The organism is Pseudomonas sp. GL_091 (assembly GCF_057837725.1).
In genome coordinates, this window is the sequence record NZ_CM174451.1 from 4,372,682 (window position 1) to 4,392,229 (window position 19,548).

A 19,548-nucleotide genomic window follows, 5' to 3' on the forward strand; every position below is an offset into this window, starting at 1 on the left:
GGGCCCTGAGGCTCAGGCCTGCTTCAAGGCGCCATCGAACGCTGGCGTCAACCCCGACAATTCCAGCTTGCGGACAAAGTCGCCAAGACGCTGCTGCTTGTAGGCTTCCACGTCCATGTCACGGTAGTCGTAGAAACCCTGGCCATCTCGCAAGCCATTGCGGCCGTTTTGCATGTTGTCGGCGATCACCTGTGGCGATTCGAAGCGCGGTGACAGCGCTCCACTCAGGTAGCGCGAGGCGTAGTACAAAATGTCACCGCCACCCCAGTCGATGAATTCAAGCAGGCCCAGCACCGAGAAGCGCAACCCGAAGCCGACGCGCACTGCGGTGTCGATATCTTCTGCGCTGGCCACGCCCTCTTCCACCATCCGTGCCGCTTCGTTCATGACCAATGCCTGAATGCGCGGCACGATGTAGCCGGCCACCGGATTGCACACCACGGGCACCTTGCCGATCCGCTTGAGCAGTTGCAGCAGCCGTTCGACCACCTGCGGACAGGTCGCTTCGCTGCGGCTGACTTCCACCAGCGGCATCAGGTACGCGGGATTGAGCCAGTGCGCGTTCACGAAGCGTTGCGGCTCACTGACCATTTCGCTCAACTCGGTGACCAGGAAAGTCGAAGTGGTCGATGCAATGATGGTCGACGCCGGGACATGCTCGCTGACCCAGGCGAAAGTCTGCTGCTTGACCGCGATGACCTCCGGCACCGCTTCGAACACCAGGTCGCACCGGCGCAATGCATCTGCGGCCTGGGACCGGGATTGCAGCGTCAACCGGGCTATCGCGATGTCCGCCTGTTCCAGCTGAAGCACACCAAGGCGTACCAGCATCTGCAGTTCGCTGCGGATGTTGTTGCGCACTCGCTCGAAGTAGCCGTGCCGCTCTTCCTCGGCGCGATCCTTGATGTCGATGAGGGTCACCGGCAGGCCCGCATGGATGAACGCCAGGGCAATGCCCTCGCCCATCCGGCCGGCGCCGACCACGCTGACTTGGGGCAGCGCGGCGTTCATCAGTTGTAGCCCTTGGTCAGCAGTTCGGTCATCTGCGCCCGACTCAGCGTGACCAGACCGAGGTTTTCCAGGGTGCGGCCTTCGGCGTAGAGGTCACGACCGGCGACGACCGAGGCAATGCTCAGCAGGCCCTGCGCCACCGGGGTCGGCACACTGGCCCAGCGGCCGACGGACACCAGGAAGGACAGACCCAGGCGGGTGTCTTCGAGCATGTAGCGATGTTTCTGCAGGTCGATGTCTTCGCGCCAGTCGCCGCTGTCGGTCAGCTTGCCATGGGCACCGCGACCATACATCCACTCATCGCCTTCGCTGGTGTTGTAGTGGTCGGCCAGCGGGAAGTGCGGCGCATCGTAGGTCAGTGCTTCGCGCACGGCCATGCGCTCGGCATCAAGCTGGTTGGTCACGCGACGAATCGACGGCTGGGTGCCTTCGTTGTGAATGTCCCAGGCCTCGAAATGCTCCAGGGGACCGGCGTTCATCATGATCAGCGGCGGGTGAATGATGGGGCCGGCGTTCATCAACGCACCGCTCAGGGCGTCTTCAATCGGCTCGACACTCGGGTAGGCCTCGCGCAATACCGCGAAAGCATGCTCGGACAGGTTGCTGGGGAATACGCCGGTCGGCAGGCGGGTGGCGTAGCCGCTGATCACCAGGTCGCTGGCGCCATGCTTGCGGACCAGGTACGGCAGCGTACCGGTTTCAGCGAAGGCGACCTTGCTCCGGTTGCCCGCATCGGCCATGGCCTTGGCGAACACGAAGCTGCCGAACGTGCCCGGCGGCAGGAACACCACCTGACCGTCGTGCAGGTGCGGCGCCACGTGTCTGGCCAGGTCTTCGTGGGAGGTCGACGGCAGAGGGATGATCACCAGTTGCGCGTCGCCCAGGGCTTCGGCCAGGTCGTCGGTGAACGACAGCTTGTCGCCCTGCTTTGCGACGGACAATTTGCGAGTGCCCTTGTAGTCCTTGATGGTCAGGCTGCCAATGGCCAGCAGCTCTTTGAACGCGGCAGAGTCTCGACGCCACAGGCGGGTCTGGTGCCCTTTTTCAGCCATTTCGACAGCAGCGGCGTAACAGCCGTGACCACCACCCAGCACAGTAATATTCATGCAGATACTCCTTTTTGTTAGAGACTCGATCCTATCGAGCCGCACCGCCACAGACTCATCCGATTGCGCAGCCGAATGACGGATTGCGCAGGAGTCTCAATGCTTCTGCCGCCGCAGGGTGTCCGAAGGCAGGCAGCCATAGCGTTGCCGATAGGCGCTGGAAAAATGCCCGAAACTGTTGATGCCATGACGCAACAGGATATCGGTGACGGTTTCTCCAGCCCTGCCCTGCTTCAGCGACTCGTGGATCACTGCCAGGCGTCGGTCGCGGATGTACTCGACCGGCGCTTGCTGGAGAAACTGGTTGAAGCCGTTCTGCAAGGTGCGCACCGAGACACCGCACAGTTCGCTCAAGGTTGTCAGGCTGATCGACTCGTCGAGGTGTTCCTCGATGTAGTCACGGGCCTTTTTCACGTGGTGCGGCAGCGGCGCGCGCGAGTCGATCAACAGATCCGCCGAGTAGTTGTGCGGCAACTGTGTGAGCAGCAGTTGCATCAGGTATTCGGACAGGCCGCTGGCGAGACGCGAACCGTCGACGCCGCTGCCGTACAGCCGGCAAATGTAGTCCAGGGTGTGATAGAGGCTGACGACGCCGGCGCCCAGGTGGTCGACGCTGACATCAAAGATCACCGACTGCCGCAGGCTGCGACCGAGCAGGCGTTGCAGCTGTGTCTCCAGGGCATCACGGTCGACCCGCAGGATCAGGTTGCGGCACTCGCCATCGGTGACGATGCGGCTTTGCGCAAACGGCGAGGAGACGCTCAGGTAGCCCGACTGCATCGCCGCGCTGCGCCGCCCGTGGGCCACTTCGCAATGCCCCTGCAAGGTGATGCGAAACAGGTACTGATCGGCAATGTCGCCGATGGTGATCTCCACCGGCGCGCCATAGCGCAGGTCGAGCAGCGCCGAATCGCCGAAGAATACGCCGTTGAGCCGGGTGTAGATCGGCTCGTCACGCAGCACGTTGAAGCTGTGCGGGCACAGGTATTGGCTGACCTTGTCCTTGATCTCGCGGTAATCGGCCGAGCTGAGCAGGCTGTGCCGTTCCAACAGGTGTACATCATTCAACATCAAGGGTTCTCCTGACCTGGAGCACCTCGGCCCCGCGCCCTTCAAAGGGAGCGAGGCCGAGGCGCCGATCGTGGACTATGACCAATCAAGCCCGGGTCGGGTGTTCACGGGCATAGCTTTCGCGGAAATGACGGCAACCACGCCATAGTAGAAGTACGGTCAACGCCGACGCGCCACAGATCACCAGCGACATCGACGAACCTACCGCCGCGGGCGATCCGAAGTAGCGGTCGGTCAACAGTGCCACCAACGTGGTGCCCAGGCCCAACCCCAGCAGATTGCTGATCAGCAGGAACACGGCCGAGACCTGCGCACGCACCTGGTTCGGCGCGAGGATCTGCATCGCCGCCGTGGACGCCGGCATCGGGAACGAAGCGAAGAACATCGCTGGCACCAACAGGGTCACCGACAGCCACAGTTGATCGACTTGAGGGAACAGCACGGCAGGTACCGCCATGCCGAGGGCACCGATGACGCCAGTGCGCATGGCAGCGTCCTGATGACCTTTCTTGCCCAGATAGTCGGTGAGCCATCCACCGCACAGCACCCCGGCGGTGTTGGCCACCAACAGCACGGTGCCGAGCATGTAGCCCGCCTCCATTGGCGACAGGCCGAACTTGCGGATGTACAGCGCAGGGCTCCAGCTCATCAAGCAGAACAGGGCCATGGCGTAGAACGAAAAGCCCAGGTAATGACAGGCGAAGGTGGCACGGTGGCGGCCGAGGAAGCGCAAGCCATCGCTCATCGCAACCTTCTTCGCCCGACCCTGCGCATCGACCTGCAGGCCTTTGCGCGCCGGGTCGCGTACGGTGAGCCAGATCAACAGGCCGACCACGAGGCCGGGCAGGCCGACAATGAAGAACGCCAGCTGCCAGGCCTTCATCGCACCGAGAACGGCGACCTCGATGGTGTTCATGTCCTTGAGCATCGCGATCACATAGCCGCCCACCAGGAAGGCCAGGCCACCACCGACGAACGAGCCGATCGAGTAGATGCCCACTGCGCGGCCGAGTTTTTCCTTGGGGAACATGTCGCTGAACATCGAGTAGGCCGAGGGCGACAGGGCCGCTTCGCCGACACCGACGCCAATGCGGGCGAGGAACATGTGCAGGAAGTTCTTGCTCATGCCGCAGGCGGCAGTCGCCAGGCTCCAGAACACGACGCCGACGGCGATGATCTTCGGCCGGGAAAAGCGGTCGGCCAGGTAGGCGATGGGCATGCCCATGAACGCGTAGAACAACGAAAAGGCCAGCCCGTGCAGCAAACTGAACTGAGTGTCGCTGATCTGCAGGTCGGCTTTGATCGGTTCGATCATCAGCGCCAGGATCTGCCGATCCACAAATGAAAAGATGTAGGCGATCATGCACAAGCCGACCACGTACCACTCGTAAATGTAGGTTTTCTTCTTCTGCTGTTGCAGGACCGCGTTATCGACCTGGATATTCACTAGTGTTTGCTCCTCTTGGAATCCGCTCATGCGCGCAGCGCGCCGGGTGACGGTGCACAGCGCACCGACTGGGAAGTTGCGGGGCAGATGTAAAGGACAAAGGGTTCGAACATGGTCAGGCCTCTTATTGTTATGGGGTCAAACCCCGGATGGACTGGGCTTACCAGAACTTCCAGGTGTAGGTCGTGGCGACACGGAATTCGTTGTAGTCGTAGCCGTACTTCTGTTTCACGTCGATGTTGCGCAGGTCCAGCCCCAGGCCTTGCAGCGCCCCGCTCTGCACCACGTAGCTGAGCCCCAGAAAACGTTCGCTTTCCTGGTTGTCGCTCAGGTTGTTGCCACGGTTCCAGTTGGTACCCTTGATGTAGCGGGTGTAGAGCTTCAGCCCCGGCATGCCCATCCCGGCAAAGTCATAGCTGTAGCGCGCGCCCCAGGACTTTTCACCCGGGCGGACAAACCCCAGGGACGACCAGTGCACCAGGTAAGGTTGCGGGATAAAACCGTTCATCGTCGGGAACACGCTGTCACCGAGCATGCGCTGGTAACTGAGGCCAAACATGTGGGCGCCTTTAAGCAAGGAGAACAAGCCACCGTAGGAACGGTTGTCGATTTCACCGTTCAACGCATTGCCATCTTCATTGTTATTGAAGTAGCGCAAGTCGGTTTTAAGTTTGTAGCCATTACCCAAATCAGCCATATGCATCAGGCCAAAATAGTGTTGCTGATAAATATCGTGCAACACGCCGTAGAAATAACTGGCTTGCAGGTTTTTGGTAATGTCGTAAGTTGCGCCGCCAAAGTCCAGGCCGTCACTGTCGAGATTATCGGTGGAGCCAAACTTGTACAGCTTCTCGTGGTTGGAAGATTCCCGCGTCACGGCAGACCAGAACCGGCCACCGGTCATCGTCAACCCATCGACTTCCTTGGACTCGACCACAGCCCCCTGGTAGATGGTATCCAATTGCCGACTGGTGTCATCGTACGCCACCGGCAGTTGTGGGCGAAGGTCACCGACCTTCAACTCGGTCTTGCTGTAGCGCATCTTGAAGGTTGCACCGGCACGACTGTAGTCATCGGCCGTCTGCTGGTCGTGGACGCTGAAGGGCAGCGAACCGTCGTTGCCCGACGAATCCAGGCGCACGGCGTATTGCGCATCCACATCAAGACCGATTGCCAGTGCCGTGTCGGTGTAACCGGAAGTAAACTGCGCATCGAAACCCTGAGACCAACTATGCACTTGCGAAAACGGCGCATTGGTATTGGTGTAGTTGCGGTGCAAGTAGAAGTTGCGCGTATCCACTTTAAAGTGACTGTCATCAATAACATCGGCATAGGCTGCCAATGGCGAACAGATAATTCCCAACACGCCGGCAATACCGAGCCCACGGCAAGATTGTTTTACCTGATACATCTAACTTCTCCACATCTGTATGTGCTTGGGCACTGTATTTATAGGAGCAGATTCAAACCAAAAACTAAAAATGCCGGCAGCCGAACACCGAGCCTTCTTGCCCAGGAAGGCGGATTGCATCAGGGATATAAAGGACGATCGGTTCGAGCATTGTCAGGCCTATTGTTGTTATGGGGTAAAACGCCAGGCGGGCTCAATGGAACAGTCCGCCACGACGACACGCCTCTTGTCTACCCAAGGTAAGCCAGCGGGCGCCACGCCGATATCGAGATGAACAGCATCCGTTGGGGGGAAAACTTCAACCCGGCTAAAGGTTTCCCTTAGTCGACTCAAAAGCGCAGGGCACACAGTGGGAGATGGCAAGCCTGTATTGCATAAGCCTTCCTTTAGCGAGGTCTTGTTGTTGGTTGGGCCCTAAACTAGCGATTGCACTGCCCGCCAACCTCCCCGATTGCGCAGGCGATTCTCCAATTGCGCAGCCTGATGCAGACCGCCTGAGCACTGCCGCCGCCGTTCCACCAGCGTCACGTTCTTCCAGACCGATCCCCCTTCCATCAGCGCCGCTAGCCTTGGGATTCAGCTAAAGTACTGATTCATGGAGCTTAGAGACGAGCAATGAAACTGAACCACAGGCCAGTGAAGGCTAGCGACGTAAAAATGATCTGCGGCTTTCCTCAGAACGCTCAAGAGTTGTTTTTCATGTTTCCGAAGGCACGTTTCCCGCTAACGGAAACGCAGTTGATTACCGCGATCTCCCAACGCTTCGATTCTACCGTCGTGGAGATCAATGGGACTGTCGTTGGGTTTGCCAATTTCTATCGAACTGAACGCCATGGCGTTTGCTGTATCGGCAATGTCATCGTCTCGCCGAGCGCTCGGGGCAAAGGAGTGGCCACGTTTATCGTAGAGACCATGACCGGCTTGGCATTCGAGCGTTACGGAGCCAACGAGGTGCAGATTTCCTGCTTCAACGAAAACACGGCAGGGCTGCTGCTCTACCCCAAGCTTGGGTTTGTGCCTTATGCCATTGAGGAGCGACCTTCTTTGGGAAACGGCCGATCGGCCCTCATACACATGACGCGCAGCAGAAGCTCGGCAGGTTGAATACACAGCCAGAGGCGGCCAGTCAGGCCATCTGAAAAAACCGACAACTTGATGTATTCACTGATCCACCATGGGGTGACAGGGATGGGATACCTTGTCGACCCAGTTACTCACCGCTCAGGGAGGGCGCCATGTCTGTAGAAATCCAGTTTTCTGAAAATGCTACTGAAGCAGAACGGCTGGGAATTTTAACCCCGTTGCTGGCCCATAATCTGGTCAACGGTGGAGACGACGCACATGAAACATTTGCTCTGTTGCTACGAGACCCTGACAGTAACGAAGTCATTGGCGGACTGTACGGCAAGGTCTCTTATCGATGGCTGCTCATCGATCTTGTCAGCGTTCCCGAGTCGATGCGTGGCCAGGGTATCGGAGAACGGCTAATGCGCATGGCCGAAGAAGTCGCGCAGAAAAAGCACTGCATTGGTATCTGGCTGGAGACTTTCAGCTTTCAGGCACCCGGGTTTTATCGAAAACTTGGTTACTCCGAATTCGGACGCCTGGCAGATTATCCACCGGGACATACCCGGCTCTATTACCAGAAGTCGTTGTGCTGACCGCATTTTGGATCTTGGGCCGATAGCTGCGCTTCGTAGCAGGCAGCAATCGACCAAAACCGGTCATTCTCAGAAGTCGAAAGTCATAGGAGGGCCGACCAGCACCTTGTTCTTGCCAACAATATTTGACGCTTCGATGCCGCGCCGGTTCAGGAGGTCGTCGACAGACTCAGCCAGGCCTGAGTTTCCAGAAAATCGTCTTCGGGGATTGCCTTGCGTAGGGGTGCCATGCGCACATCCAGGGTGGTGGGGTAGATATGTGCGCAGGGCGACTCGTCCCGTGCGCGTTCACTGAATGCGGGCGTATATTGGTATTGTCGATCCGGGAAGTTGAGGCGGTAGGAGGTCGCCAATAGTGTGGCGGACAAGAGTGCCGGCGGAAACTAACGGATAACCCAGAATGCTGGAGGTGCGACATGAGCCAATATCAACGCCTCTTTCTGATTGTCGGTCCAGCCATGCGTCACACGCCGGCGCTAGAGCGGGCAGTCGCACTTGCCAAAGCCACTGGCGCAGTACTGCATATCACGGTGTTTATCGAAGACGTCGACATCTTGGGGTTGATGAGCGGGAATGAGCAATTTCGCGAGATCTGTCAGCAAGAGAACCAGAAGTGGCTGCAAGATGAAGCCCAACTGATACGCGGCAATGGTATTACGGTGACCACCGAAGTTGCATTGGCTCGGGACGTACTGCAAGAAATCCTTCAGCATGTGACGGACTTGCAACCGGACCTGGTTATCAAGGACGTACACTACGAATCAGCAATCAAACGCGTATTCGTCACGCCTCTGGATTGGCATCTGGTGCGCGATCTCCCGGTTGCTGTTCATCTGGTCAGCGAGGTCAGGTGTCCACTTCCACGGATGATAGTGGCAGCAGTGGATTTGTCGCATCCAGAGCACCAGATCACTGACATCAACGATCGCATCATCCTGGCTGCACAGCGGATGGCAATGCAGTGCAATGCAGAGTTGCACCTGCTGCACGCCTTCGATCCATCGCAAACACATATCTCTGACGCTGGGGCCGGCGCCGTGACGATGCCAGGCTTCAGCAACGACGTACGTCGGTCACTGCATAAGTCCTTCATTACTTTGGCTGACAGCTACCAAATACCCTCTGAACGACAACACTTCATTGAAGGTTCGCCAACCAAAGTGATGTCCGACTTCGCAGCCTATAGCCGAACCGATGTGATCGTAATGGGAAGTACACATCGAAAAGGGCTGCACAAGCTGATTGGCAGTACTACAGAGCACGTCCTGTATCAGGTGCCCTGCAATGTTTTGGCAATAAAGGGGCAAGTAGATCAGTAGGAATACTCTTCAGGTCCGCACTTTGATGCGGCAGCAGCTGACAATCACGGCCTTGTTTTACGGAGAGTGTTGACTGGACGGACACGGCTGGCCGTCTGCTTTTGGTTGATTTCTGGCAGTCGGGAGGGGCTGCAACCAGGCATCACTCCCTGTCCAGCGCATCGATGATAGGGCATGCGGCCCCGCCGCCTACATCGCATTGCTGCACCAGTCCGCCCAGCACCTGCTGCATTGCGGCAAGGTCGGCCATCTTTTACTCGATCAGAGCCAGTTTGCGCACGGCCAGTGCTCGAGTCTCGCGACAAGTGCAGGCCGCATCAAGTGTCAGCAGTGCGCCCACCTCATCCAGCGTGAATCCCAGCGCCTGCGCCCTCTTGATGAAGCACAACCGTTTGACCTGCTCCGGTAGATAACACCGATAACCGCTGAGCGGCTTTGGCGGCTCATCCAGCAAGCCGCGTCGCTGGTAATAGCGAATAGTCTCGATATTCACCCCGGCAGCTTGCGCCAACTTGCCGATACTCAGCCCTGTCGCCATCACACGCCCCTTGATTCTGTACCCGGGTACGGAGTGTAGAGTGACTCTAGGTTAGATCGATTCAATGGAGAACACGATGGCTCAACAGATCGGCAGATCCTGAGGCGTTGACCAAGGCGACGATCAATGCGGTTATCCCTCCACCGTGCACAAATGAGGCAACCATGAGCGCCGTCATCCTCGAATCCGTGTTGACCTGCCCACATTGCGGTTTCGCCAAGCAGGAAGCCATGCCCACGGACGCCTGCCAGTTCTTCTACGAGTGTGGCAATTGTAAGACCCTGCTACGCCCGAACCCCGGTGACTGCTGTGTGTTCTGTTCGTTTGGAACGGTGAAGTGCCCGCCGCTCCAGGAGCAACTCGGATGCTGTAGTACGGATTGACCTGTGTTTGTTCGGTTTGTCAGACGCCCCTGAAGCGCCTCAAACCGTGGTTATGGGAGGTCAGTATCATGTGGAGTCGCTCCCTGATGCTCGTGGTTGTCTACCTGACTATCGCCCTCTGCATCGGCTGGTTGTTTACCATTGCTCTCCTGTATTGGCTTTGATCCAATTGGTGACGATCGGTCGGTCCGCATTTGGTGCCGTTTTCGGCAGGTAGCTTTGTCCCGATCACAGTCGTTGGGGAGTCGCTGCAATGGGTCGATTCTGTAGAAAAAATCGACCATGGTTTGCGCAGCAGAAAAGTATGCGTCCGAGATTGAAATCTTTACTTTCGGTAGAGGCTTCCGGACTCGGATCTCACGTAGCAGTGTGCAAAAAAGGCGTTTTAACCAGTCAATGAGCAAGCCGTTTGGGCGAACCGACTTTTTCAACAGAATCGGTCGTTAACTGCCTCTCTCGACAGGCAGATTTCGGCCAAAAGCAGGCATCTCCTTGCAGCAATCCACATGCTCACATTTCAACCTACGCGATCGGCTGGATCAGCCCGCATGCCAACGGCTCCAAATTCAATTGAGGTTTTTATGTAGAACAAGGAAATTTCCTCGGACGCGAGGCGCTCAAACAAGCGAGCGAACTCTTCTTCAGTAATTGCCAGACGGATCTCGGTTGGCTGATCAGCCAGCTCAAAAAAATGCGAGGAATGCAGTTTTCCCGAATGTCCGAAGCCTTCAATACCGGTTGCCAGAGTGGCTCCACGTAGCCCCATTTCTTTGGCCAGATCGACAAGCCAGTCACCGAGCATTTTTCCATGATGACGGCGGTTCTGTTGGGTAAAGAAAATCACCAGAAACCCTTTCATGACTGATCACCTCTTTAGCGTGTGCCAAATTGAAACGAGAGAAGCCCTGCGGCAGTCATCGCCAGTGAGCCAGCGACGTGGAGCGATATGGCACCAATCGCCCAAAACAATCTGCCCTCCTGAATCAAGGTGACAGTTTCAGCTGAGAACGTAGAGAAGGTTGTCAGCCCCCCACAGAAGCCGGTGATGATCAGTAGTCGCCATTCGGGACTCAGCGATGGCGTTGCGGCTAGGAAGGCAATCGCTAAACCGATGATGTATCCCCCAACCATGTTGGCAATCAGGGTGCCCGGCGGAACAGTTGGGAACAGGGCATTGAGTTTGATACCCAGCAACCAGCGTAACCAGGCCCCAAGTGATGCGCCGATAGCGATAACGAGCAATGACTTCAGCATAGCTGCGCGTCTCCTATCGGCATGAATAGGCGAGAAATCTCTGACAACTGGATGAACAGATGGGGGATGAACGGAGAGATTGAAATCACGATCCTGTCCTAAGTAGGAGGACAGGGCGACACACCTACGCACCCTGTCCAGGGTTCACGTAGGCATCATCAGCACGAAGGCGGTTAAAGGAGGAATGCCATCTCCTTCAGCCATCCTATCAGCCCCGCTAAAGGTTTCAAGGTAATACCAAGCTGGAATTGAAGCACTTAGGGCGGGTCCGTTATGGGTCCAGGCTGTGTGAAAACGCCAGTGATTGTCTAACCTTCTGATCGTCTAGATCGTATCGGGGGCGATCATGAAGCGATTTATTGAAGGTGAGGCTCGGACGCAAGTGACGCTGCTGCCAGAGTGTCTGGACGATTACGTAGCCGAAGAAAATCCAGTGCGCGTGGTCGATGTTTTCGTCGACGAACTCGACCTGGGCGCACTTGGTTTTGAGGGCGTCGATCCTGCCGCAACGGGTCGTCCGGCCTACCACCCAGCGGTGTTGCTGAAGATCTATATCTACGGCTACCTCAATCGGATTCAGTCCAGCCGCCGGCTTGAGCGTGAGGCCGAGCGCAACGTCGAGTTGATGTGGCTAACGGGGCGTTTGGCTCCGGACTTCAAAACCATTGCCGACTTTCGCAAAGACAACGGCAAAGCCATTCGCAGCGTATGCCGCCAGTTCGTAGTGCTTTGCCGCAACCTCAATCTCTTCTCTCAGTCGATCATCGCCATCGACGGCAGCAAATTCAAAGCCGTCAACAACCGTGACCGTAACTTCACCCAGGGAAAAGTGAAGGCACGCATGCAGCAGATCGAGCAGAGCATTGATCGATATTTGGCGGCGATGGATTCGGCGGATCGGGCAACGCCCGAAGTGGCCGAGGCCAAAGCAGAGCGGCTTAAAGAAAAGATCGAAACACTGAAAAAGCAGATGCAGAAACTCAAGGAAATCGAGGCGCAGCTCCACGAAAGTCCAGACCAGCAGATCTCCCTCACAGATCCTGATGCACGTTCAATGGCCACGAGCGGCCGAGGCACCGGAACGGTCGGCTACAACGTACAAACAGCGGTCGACGACAAACACCATCTGATCGTTGCCCATGAGGTGACCAACGTTGGTAATGATCGTGGGCAACTGAGCAATATGGCGAGCCAGGCGCGTGAAGAAATCGAGGCTGAGTCGCTAACGGTGGTGGCCGACCGAGGCTATTACAAAGGTCTGGAAATCCTTGCTTGCGAGCAAGCCGGCATCACTACTTTCGTGCCGAAACCCCTGACATCAGGCAGCAAAGCCGAAGGCCGATTTGGTAAGCAGGACTTCATCTACCTTGCTGCATCGGACGAGTATCGATGCCCTGCGGGACAGTTACTGACCCGGCGGCATTCTTCGGTGGAAGACGGCATGCTACTGCACTGTTATTGGTTCTCGGGCTGCCAGTCCTGCGCAATGCACAAGCAATGTACGACCGGTAAGGAGCGCCGGGTAAAGCGCTGGGAACATGAAGCCGTAATCGATGCGATGCAGGTACGGCTGGAAAATGATCCAGCGATGATGAGGCGTCGCCGACAGACCGTTGAACATCCTTTTGGAACGCTCAAATACTGGATGGGAAGTACCCACTTCCTGACCAAAACCCTACCAAGGGTAAGCACCGAAATGAGCCTTCACGTGCTCGCCTACAACCTCAAACGGATGATGAGCATCTTCGGTATCTCAGGACTGCTTGAAGCGGTCAGGGCGTGAATCCAGCCGTTTGATCGACCGTGAGTGGCTGTTTGGGCCGCTGACGCGGCCCAAACAGAATTTACGAACGCCTATGTAGCTGACGAGGGCAATTCGCGCTTCAGTCTGCTGGTTTCGCAGGCAACGCCCATAGCTCTCAACTTTCGACGTATTCAGTGCGTTTTCACACGGCCTGGGTCGATTGCAGCCCTCCGGGACAGGCAATAATCGGCCAGAAGGAGACATTCGTTTGCGTCGGGATGCCCCTATCCAGTCGTCAGGCATTAAGCACTGTTGAGATGGTCGCGTATGAACTCGATGAACCGCTGGGTCTTCGCAGGAAGCAGCCGTGTTTCGGTCCGGGTCCGTCACCCGTGGATCGGACTTGCGCCCGGCCCTGGCAAGCCGGGACGACGCGACGTGCGAGCAATCAGGCCTGCGCCTCGCCTGGGAACGCCGGCAGCCCGTACGTCAACGCAAGTTCCAAGGCCGGTTACAAGGGGTATAACTATCAGAACAAAAGGCGGGTCACCCAGAATAGGCCCTCCAAAGGCAGCGCCCGGGCCAAGCGCCCCAGGCCTGATCGGCGCCTGCGGCGCGGAGCGATGTGATGAGTTCCAGAGCATGGCGATGGGCTCGCAAGAGCCTTCTTGGCTGCATCGAGCTGGCCTTGCTGGTCGCTCCACTGTGCGCCAGCGCCATGTTCAAGTGCCAAGCCAGGGACGGAGCCATCAGCTACACCAGCCAAGCCATCGCCAGCGCCCGCTGCACTCGCCTGAATGGCATGGCGGGCGCCGGTGTCGGCGCCAAGGCAACGGCCCTGCCACGGCTTGTGCGGGACGACAACTCAGGCGCGGTGCGGATTCGGGTGTACACCTTCATCCACAAGGGTATTCGTCAATTTGTGAGCCGGCGCCCCGTCGGGATCTCCGCACGGGTCGATGTCCTTGAGCTCTATTACATCAAGGGCTGCTATCTGTGCATGGCGCCGAAGGATTTCAAGGTCGCCTCACTGCGCCTGGACCCCCATTCCTATCAGCGGGAGATCGAAGCCGCTTCGGATCATTATGGTGTCGACAGGGCGCTGGTCCGCGCAGTGATACATGCCGAATCGGCGTTTCGCCCCAACGCCATTTCCGAAGCCGGCGCCCAGGGGCTGATGCAGTTGATGCCCGCCACCGCCCAGCGATTCGACGTGGACAATCCGTTCGACGCACGACAGAACATTCGTGGCGGCGTGCGCTACCTGGCCTGGCTGCTCAAGCGCTTCAACGGCAACCAGGTGCTGGCGTTGGCAGGTTACAACGCCGGCGAAGCGTCCGTGGTCGAGTACAACGGGGTGCCTCCCTACGCCGAGACGCAATCCTACGTTACCCTCGTGCAGTCCTTGACCGAACGCTATCGCAACCATCGCTAGTACCGTAGGGCGCATAACCCGGAACAGGTAATACGCCGGGCGGGGAATGGCTCAACCGAACTTCCACGCTCACCGGTAGCTATCGACCCAGGCTGCCTGTCAGGCTGAATCCTCTCACATGTATTCGCGACTAGAGTTTCACTGCCAACTATTCTGAAGCAAGATCAGAATTCACCCGTGCAACGTCAGGTATCGAGCGTTACTTCGGCCTCAGGGAAACCGGTATGACAAATCCGCAAGATAAAGCCGAGTCCGACGCGGATTTAGCTCAGATGGTTATAGGGCTGGGGCCCTGCACTTGTCTGTTGCTGCTCTTACTTGGATTGATCCTCCTGTTTCCCTTCCTTGAGGAGGGTTTAATTGCTCGCATGTCGCTCGGCATTTTGTTTTCAACGGTGCTGCTCGTGGGCGCTTTCGCCACCAGGCAGAATCGGCGGGGGTTCATCCTCAAACTGTGCCTGGCGCTGCTTGGGATTGGCCTTCAATGGGCGGCCTTGTGGGCTGGGAGTATCGCGATTCTTGAGCTTGCCGGGATTTCCTATGTGGCGTCTCTTGCAGTTTCGTTTAGCGGAGTGCTTCGCTATATCCTCAAGCGCGGGCCAATTACAGCCGACAAGCTGCATGGCGCGCTTGCGGGTTACATCATGCTGGCCTTCGTTTGGTCCTTCATCTATGCCCTGGTCGAGATATCCGCCGCTGGCTCATTCGGCCCTGGCCAACTCGACTTCAGACAGCCCGGCACTTTCTTCAAACTGATCTATTTCAGCCTCACGACGCTCACAACCACCGGTTACGGTGATGTCATCCCGTTGACCAATCACGCCCGCTCACTTGTGATGGTCGAAGAGTTTTCAGGCGTCTTTTACGTTGGTGTTGTGATCGCGCGGCTTGCGGGTCTTTATCCGTCGAATCAGGCCAGGTGACTCTCGATTTGCCTGAGCCGTCTCCGGGCATTGGTAAGCAACCAGCATCGGACAAATGTCTCACGAACGCATGAATGGAACGTAGCGTAAATCCTATGTTTCAAAGCCCTGCGCCGAAGCGATACTGCCAGACCATGCCAATGGCATCGTATTCGCTGCCCGTGCGGGTATGGCCGCCCTTACTCGCATTCAGCTTTAGCGAATGGTTCCGGTTCAACGGCAGCGTTAGGGTACATCCGTAGCGTGTGTTCTCCTGAAAATCGTGGTTGCCGGCCCCATCGACTGAGCTACTCCCGCCAGCGAAGTAGGTCGTATCCAGCGCAACCCAAACACCGTTGCTAAAGGCATAGATAAGATGTCCCTGTACCTGGTAAATCGGGTTCTGGGAAAGTGTGTGGTCGCCGAGGAACTCGTCATTGTCGGTGTAAAAGGTTCCCGCGCCGGATAATTCCAGGGTCACTGGCCCCAGACGCTTGGAAATCCCAAGTTCGGGCTTGAATGACCAGCGGTTGTTGCCGAGATTTACCAGCTTACTCGCGTCGTATTGGCCTATTGGCGCCGTGATCGCCAGGCTGGTGCCGATAATCACATCCTGTTGATAGCTGGGGAATTCAGCCAGGGACATCGCCGGGGCGCCATACAAGTTGACCGAGAAGCGGAATCTTGGATCGATCAACCCCGTAACATTTCGCTCCTTGGGTTCACCGTCGAACAGGGCAGAGCCCTTCAGTCTTGCCTCAGGTACGACGATATCGAACTTACCGGAGCGGCCCCAGACGTCCAGGGATCTGGCAAAGGCAAACACCACAGTCTTGATGTTGAGCTTGGCATCCTGGAGCGGGACTGAGGGGTTGGCCGTCACACTGCCATGGAGATCGCTGTAGCCCATGAGCAGGAAATTGATACCGACCGGCGTATTGGCGTAGGACCTCGGTTCGAGATCTTCTGCGCCTGCACCGGGGGCTACGATGATGAGCGAAACGGATGCGAACCGAACCAGCCTGACGACGCAGAGTTTGTGTTTCATCCACATTCGCTCGCTTCCTGTCAGGGTCCCAGAGCTCTATGTATTGTTGTAGCGCATCTGCATTCGTTTGGCACTTACAGCGGCCATCAGCACTGTGTGGCAGCACTGACTGTTTGATCGGATACTCCTGGCCAATCAGTTCTTGGGCATACTGTTCATTGGATGAGGTTTGCCCTCACCTGGTTTCGTGGATAATTTGAAGTCTTATAACAAGGCGCAGCAAGAGACAGGTCGTCTGGGTTTCCTCAGACGAAATTGACAGGCAGCTGTTGGCCGATTCATGCCCGTGCTGACCGGCAGCTTCACGCCCAGAGGCAGGCTGCAATCTGCATCAGTCGCGAATTGTGCACCAACCGTTTTCGGGCATTGATCTCCGGAACCAAGAACTCTGTCATCAATAGACTAGACTCCGAAATATCCTTCTGGCGTAAAGTTCGTGCCCGGCGTACCACCGCTGTATCTGGGGAGGGCACAGTTGGAGCCGGTTAGAGCAAATCAACTTGTGGAGCGCTGATAATGTTTGGGAATCGCATCCTGCAAACATGGCGTCCATGTTATTTGCCAACCCGCTCCAGGTTGGTCGCCTTCGCGGTTGCGGCCCTCACGTTCGCGCTGTTTGCCGGCCCCGTCCATGCCGCAGCCGAAGCCAGGTCCTCCCCTCAGACACCACCGCGCGAGGAACTCACTATATCGCCCCAAGAGGTGATGAAACCGTGGAAAGGCGATCTCGACGGGATGATCCAGCGCGGGACCATTCGTTGACTACGTCTGTGAGTTCCTCGTCTGGCTTGTCATTGCTCGAATCAAAAGTACCGTCATGATCCCGTGCAATACGACCACCGGCCACAACAAAACCCCACTCGATTCCCCCGAGATACCAACGTAGGCGAGATAAAGCGTAACGGCTGCGTTATAGATCAACATCCCGAGCATTGCTGGTCCGGGCCAGCAGGCGATGGCCAATGCGATGAGGGCAATGCCGGCCAGGGGGACGATGACGCCCGTCAGTTCGATGCCAAGCAGAAGTTGCCCGACCAGCGACGGGACAAGTATCAGCGTCACGCCAGTGGCTGCCTCGATGATCGCGGCGAAAACAAGCAGTCCTTTCATCACATGGGCGCTCCGTCCCGGGCTGTATAGGTGCAAGACTGGACGGCCCTGGGGAATTGGTTAACCCGATTGCTACTAAGCCTTAGTGCTTATCGTGATTAGCCTTGGTGGAAAGTTCCGGTACAGCAGCAATACTCCACCCTGCTGCGAAAACCATTCGCAGTATAGCGTGGGGCAATAAGTCATGAACTTAAGCGTCTGCGAAGCGAAAGAATCTCGATTTTCGTTAATCAAGCGATGCCTCCGCCAGCCGCTATTGCACTTTCTAATCGCCGGTTTTGCACTCTTTGCGCTGTACGGAGGTTTACACCGTTCAACCCTTGATCAAGATCCGCAACGCATCGAAATCACCCCTGAAGTAGTTCAGCAAATCGCGATTTCCTGGCTGGCGCGATGGCAACGACCCGCATCGGAGCAACAGTTGCAGGGCCTGATTGATGAATATGTGAAAGAGGAAATCCTCTATCGCGAAGCACTGAAACTTGGCCTGGATAAAGACGACACTATTATTCGCCGCCGACTGGCGCAAAAAATGGATTTCCTCGCCGAAGATGTAGCGTCACTTCGCGAGCCGGCACCCGGTGTACTTGAGGCCTGGTACAACCAGCATCAGGACCAATATGCCCCGCCGCCACTTTTGACCTTCCATCATTTGTTTTTCGCCTTGGACAAACGTGGTGCGGATGCGCAAGCGCAGGCTCAGTCCGCACTCAGTGGGCTGTCTGACAAGAACAGTGGCGAAGGCGATGCCTTTATGTTTAAAAACGCCTACTCGGAACAATCCCAGGATCAGGTGGCGCGGGTCTTTGGTTCAACGTTCGCCATTTCATTGTTCAAGCACACGCCTGGTAGCTGGGTGGGGCCTGTGGAGTCGGGTTTTGGCTGGCATCTGGTGTGGATCGATGCGCTGGCCAAATCACCTCCTCCGCCCTTCGAAGCCGTGGCCCAGCAGGTCAAGTCCGATTGGATGTCCGAACAACGCAGCGCATCGAAACGCGCGAATTTCGATGCACTGAAAGCACGCTATGAGGTCGTGCTGATGATACCTGCTTCCGCCGGTGTGATTGCTGCCACACACACGGAGCGGCCGTGATGCGGTGCACGGTATGGCTACTGTTGGTGCTCTGGTTCGTGGGGCTAACGGCCATCGCCCATGAGTCGCGCCCCGCTTACCTGGAACTCAACGAAACGGCTGCCGGGCGCTATGACGTACTGTGGCGCACGCCGGTGCTTTCGGGCATGCGATTGCCGATTGCGCTCCGGTTTGCCAAAGGTGTGCGCACTGTCGTTGAGCCCGTGGAAAGCGAACTCAACGATTCACTGATCGAGCGTCGGGTCATTGAAGCCGGTCCCGCAGGACTGGTCGGGCAACGTATTGAATTCATCGGCCTGCAAGCGAGCATCACCGATGTGCTGGTGCGTGTCTCGCGCCTGGACGGCAGCCTGACGACCACCCTCGTCCACCCTGCGCAGCCCTGGATAGAGATCGCTGCCACGCCGGGAGTGTTCTCGGTGGCCGGTGCATTTCTGGCTCATGGCATCCAACACATCCTGGGGGGCTTCGATCACCTGCTGTTCGTCTTCGGTCTCCTGCTGCTGGTGGGTAATGGCTGGATGCTGGTGAAGACCATCACCGCATTCACCCTCGCCCATTCCGTCACTCTGGCACTCGCTACACTGGGTGCGGTGCGGCTGCCCGGCCCTCCTGTGGAAGCGACGATTGCGCTAAGCATTCTGTTGCTGGCAGTGGAAGTCGCCCGCAAGAACCGTGACGAAACCAGTTTCACCCTCCAGTGGCCATGGGTGGTTGCGTTCTGTTTTGGCTTGTTGCATGGCTTCGGTTTTGCCGGTGCGCTGGCGGAAATCGGATTGCCGCAGCGCGACCTGCCGCTGGCGCTGTTCACCTTCAATGTCGGTGTCGAGATCGGCCAGCTGATGTTCGTCGCCGTCGTGTTGAGCCTGCGCGCACTGTTGCTGCGTTGTCGACTGCCACGGCCCGCAGTCCTGTATGCCCGACCGATTGCTTCTTACGGGTTGGGTACGCTGGCTGCCTTCTGGTTTTTCCAAAGAGTCTCGAGTTTCTTGTCCTGAGTTGCACCCTGTCATTG

General features: G+C 57.3%; 18 protein-coding genes, 1 pseudogene and 1 riboswitch. Of the genes and pseudogenes, 9 read left to right on the top strand and 10 right to left on the bottom strand.

The genetic code is table 11. The features are described 5' to 3' along the window. Positions 1-12 precede the first annotated feature (12 nt). The 5 genes from AC3ITY_RS19865 to AC3ITY_RS19885 form a co-directional block, all read right to left on the bottom strand. Positions 13-1,011 (bottom strand): 3-hydroxybutyryl-CoA dehydrogenase, encoded by a 999-nt coding sequence (locus AC3ITY_RS19865; protein ID WP_489304498.1) that lies wholly within the window; start codon positions 1,009-1,011, stop codon positions 13-15. After that, positions 1,011-2,117, bottom strand: coding sequence for an NAD/NADP octopine/nopaline dehydrogenase family protein (locus AC3ITY_RS19870; protein WP_489304499.1), 1,107 nt, complete (start codon positions 2,115-2,117; stop codon positions 1,011-1,013). The genes AC3ITY_RS19865 and AC3ITY_RS19870 overlap by 1 nt, the downstream gene beginning before the upstream one ends. A gap of 96 nt (positions 2,118-2,213) precedes the next feature. Then, the gene (locus tag AC3ITY_RS19875) at positions 2,214-3,188 is read right to left on the bottom strand and encodes an AraC family transcriptional regulator (RefSeq protein WP_489304500.1); all 975 of its coding nucleotides are present in this window, start codon (positions 3,186-3,188) and stop codon (positions 2,214-2,216) included. An 85-nt stretch (positions 3,189-3,273) separates the two neighbouring features. Beyond that, on the bottom strand, positions 3,274-4,635 hold the full coding sequence (locus tag AC3ITY_RS19880) for a spinster family MFS transporter (RefSeq protein WP_489304501.1): 1,362 nt from the start codon (positions 4,633-4,635) through the stop codon (positions 3,274-3,276). 160 nt (positions 4,636-4,795) lie between these two features. Continuing rightward, a complete protein-coding gene (locus tag AC3ITY_RS19885) occupies positions 4,796-6,046 on the bottom strand; it encodes an OprD family outer membrane porin (RefSeq protein WP_489304502.1) in 1,251 nt (416 codons plus the stop codon). A gap of 615 nt (positions 6,047-6,661) precedes the next feature. On the opposite strand from AC3ITY_RS19885, the gene AC3ITY_RS19890 reads away from it, so the two are divergent. The 3 genes from AC3ITY_RS19890 (at position 6,662) to AC3ITY_RS19900 (ending at position 9,026) form a co-directional block, all read left to right on the top strand. Beyond that, positions 6,662-7,150 (top strand): GNAT family N-acetyltransferase, encoded by a 489-nt coding sequence (locus AC3ITY_RS19890; protein WP_489304503.1) that lies wholly within the window; start codon positions 6,662-6,664, stop codon positions 7,148-7,150. A 131-nt stretch (positions 7,151-7,281) separates the two neighbouring features. Continuing rightward, the gene (locus tag AC3ITY_RS19895) at positions 7,282-7,707 is read left to right on the top strand and encodes a GNAT family N-acetyltransferase (RefSeq protein WP_489304504.1); all 426 of its coding nucleotides are present in this window, start codon (positions 7,282-7,284) and stop codon (positions 7,705-7,707) included. A gap of 416 nt (positions 7,708-8,123) precedes the next feature. Then, complete coding sequence (locus tag AC3ITY_RS19900; protein WP_489304505.1) at positions 8,124-9,026, top strand: universal stress protein; 903 nt, start codon at positions 8,124-8,126, stop codon at positions 9,024-9,026. 142 nt (positions 9,027-9,168) lie between these two features. Here AC3ITY_RS19900 and merR read toward each other — a convergent pair. Beyond that, positions 9,169-9,564 (bottom strand): annotated as a pseudogene (gene merR, locus AC3ITY_RS19905) (mercury resistance transcriptional regulator MerR). Between the two features lie 164 nt (positions 9,565-9,728). On the opposite strand from merR, the gene AC3ITY_RS19910 reads away from it, so the two are divergent. Beyond that, complete coding sequence (locus tag AC3ITY_RS19910; protein WP_477778501.1) at positions 9,729-9,947, top strand: GDCCVxC domain-containing (seleno)protein; 219 nt, start codon at positions 9,729-9,731, stop codon at positions 9,945-9,947. Between the two features lie 517 nt (positions 9,948-10,464). On the opposite strand, the gene AC3ITY_RS19915 is transcribed toward AC3ITY_RS19910, so the two are convergent. Then, positions 10,465-10,806, bottom strand: a complete 342-nt coding sequence (locus AC3ITY_RS19915; RefSeq protein WP_489304506.1) for a DUF190 domain-containing protein — start codon at positions 10,804-10,806, stop codon at positions 10,465-10,467. Positions 10,807-10,820: 14 nt separating this feature from the next. Then, positions 10,821-11,201, bottom strand: a complete 381-nt coding sequence (gene crcB / locus AC3ITY_RS19920) for a fluoride efflux transporter CrcB (protein WP_095964982.1) — start codon at positions 11,199-11,201, stop codon at positions 10,821-10,823. Between the two features lie 142 nt (positions 11,202-11,343). Then, positions 11,344-11,405, bottom strand: a riboswitch (Fluoride riboswitch). A gap of 142 nt (positions 11,406-11,547) precedes the next feature. On the opposite strand from crcB, the gene AC3ITY_RS19925 reads away from it, so the two are divergent. The 3 genes from AC3ITY_RS19925 to AC3ITY_RS19935 all read left to right on the top strand — a co-directional run bounded on the left by AC3ITY_RS19925 (position 11,548) and on the right by AC3ITY_RS19935 (position 15,303). Continuing rightward, entirely contained in the window at positions 11,548-12,984 is a 1,437-nt protein-coding gene (locus AC3ITY_RS19925) for an IS1182 family transposase (RefSeq protein ID WP_489304507.1), read from the top strand. A gap of 589 nt (positions 12,985-13,573) precedes the next feature. Beyond that, complete coding sequence (locus tag AC3ITY_RS19930) at positions 13,574-14,380, top strand: lytic transglycosylase domain-containing protein (RefSeq protein ID WP_489304508.1); 807 nt, start codon at positions 13,574-13,576, stop codon at positions 14,378-14,380. Positions 14,381-14,604: 224 nt separating this feature from the next. Beyond that, positions 14,605-15,303 (top strand): ion channel, encoded by a 699-nt coding sequence (locus AC3ITY_RS19935; RefSeq protein WP_489304509.1) that lies wholly within the window; start codon positions 14,605-14,607, stop codon positions 15,301-15,303. Between the two features lie 100 nt (positions 15,304-15,403). Here AC3ITY_RS19935 and AC3ITY_RS19940 read toward each other — a convergent pair whose 3' ends face one another. After that, a complete protein-coding gene (locus AC3ITY_RS19940; protein WP_489304510.1) occupies positions 15,404-16,336 on the bottom strand; it encodes a transporter in 933 nt (310 codons plus the stop codon). A gap of 756 nt (positions 16,337-17,092) precedes the next feature. Continuing rightward, the gene (locus AC3ITY_RS19945; protein ID WP_489304511.1) at positions 17,093-17,440 is read right to left on the bottom strand and encodes a hypothetical protein; all 348 of its coding nucleotides are present in this window, start codon (positions 17,438-17,440) and stop codon (positions 17,093-17,095) included. Positions 17,441-17,624: 184 nt separating this feature from the next. Here AC3ITY_RS19945 and AC3ITY_RS19950 point away from each other — a divergent pair, with 184 nt between their 5' ends. Beyond that, positions 17,625-18,533, top strand: coding sequence for a peptidyl-prolyl cis-trans isomerase (locus AC3ITY_RS19950; RefSeq protein WP_489304512.1), 909 nt, complete (start codon positions 17,625-17,627; stop codon positions 18,531-18,533). Next, on the top strand, positions 18,533-19,531 hold the full coding sequence (locus AC3ITY_RS19955; protein WP_489304513.1) for a HupE/UreJ family protein: 999 nt from the start codon (positions 18,533-18,535) through the stop codon (positions 19,529-19,531). The genes AC3ITY_RS19950 and AC3ITY_RS19955 overlap by 1 nt, the downstream gene beginning before the upstream one ends. Positions 19,532-19,548: the final 17 nt, after the last annotated feature.

Excerpts from the sequence above, each read along its gene's own strand:
- AC3ITY_RS19865 (WP_489304498.1), bottom strand. The coding sequence starts at position 1,011 with ATGAACGCCGCGCTGCCCCAAGTCAGCGTGGTCGGCGCCGGCCGGATG.
- AC3ITY_RS19870 (WP_489304499.1), bottom strand. The coding sequence starts at position 2,117 with ATGAATATTACTGTGCTGGGTGGTGGTCACGGCTGTTACGCCGCTGCT.
- AC3ITY_RS19875 (WP_489304500.1), bottom strand. The coding sequence starts at position 3,188 with ATGTTGAATGATGTACACCTGTTGGAACGGCACAGCCTGCTCAGCTCG.
- AC3ITY_RS19885 (WP_489304502.1), bottom strand. The coding sequence starts at position 6,046 with ATGTATCAGGTAAAACAATCTTGCCGTGGGCTCGGTATTGCCGGCGTG.
- AC3ITY_RS19890 (WP_489304503.1), top strand. The coding sequence starts at position 6,662 with ATGAAACTGAACCACAGGCCAGTGAAGGCTAGCGACGTAAAAATGATC.
- AC3ITY_RS19895 (WP_489304504.1), top strand. The coding sequence starts at position 7,282 with ATGTCTGTAGAAATCCAGTTTTCTGAAAATGCTACTGAAGCAGAACGG.
- AC3ITY_RS19900 (WP_489304505.1), top strand. The coding sequence starts at position 8,124 with ATGAGCCAATATCAACGCCTCTTTCTGATTGTCGGTCCAGCCATGCGT.
- AC3ITY_RS19910 (WP_477778501.1), top strand. The coding sequence starts at position 9,729 with ATGAGCGCCGTCATCCTCGAATCCGTGTTGACCTGCCCACATTGCGGT.
- AC3ITY_RS19915 (WP_489304506.1), bottom strand. The coding sequence starts at position 10,806 with ATGAAAGGGTTTCTGGTGATTTTCTTTACCCAACAGAACCGCCGTCAT.
- crcB (WP_095964982.1), bottom strand. The coding sequence starts at position 11,201 with ATGCTGAAGTCATTGCTCGTTATCGCTATCGGCGCATCACTTGGGGCC.
- AC3ITY_RS19925 (WP_489304507.1), top strand. The coding sequence starts at position 11,548 with ATGAAGCGATTTATTGAAGGTGAGGCTCGGACGCAAGTGACGCTGCTG.
- AC3ITY_RS19930 (WP_489304508.1), top strand. The coding sequence starts at position 13,574 with ATGAGTTCCAGAGCATGGCGATGGGCTCGCAAGAGCCTTCTTGGCTGC.
- AC3ITY_RS19935 (WP_489304509.1), top strand. The coding sequence starts at position 14,605 with ATGACAAATCCGCAAGATAAAGCCGAGTCCGACGCGGATTTAGCTCAG.
- AC3ITY_RS19940 (WP_489304510.1), bottom strand. The coding sequence starts at position 16,336 with ATGTGGATGAAACACAAACTCTGCGTCGTCAGGCTGGTTCGGTTCGCA.
- AC3ITY_RS19945 (WP_489304511.1), bottom strand. The coding sequence starts at position 17,440 with ATGAAAGGACTGCTTGTTTTCGCCGCGATCATCGAGGCAGCCACTGGC.
- AC3ITY_RS19950 (WP_489304512.1), top strand. The coding sequence starts at position 17,625 with ATGAACTTAAGCGTCTGCGAAGCGAAAGAATCTCGATTTTCGTTAATC.
- AC3ITY_RS19955 (WP_489304513.1), top strand. The coding sequence starts at position 18,533 with ATGCGGTGCACGGTATGGCTACTGTTGGTGCTCTGGTTCGTGGGGCTA.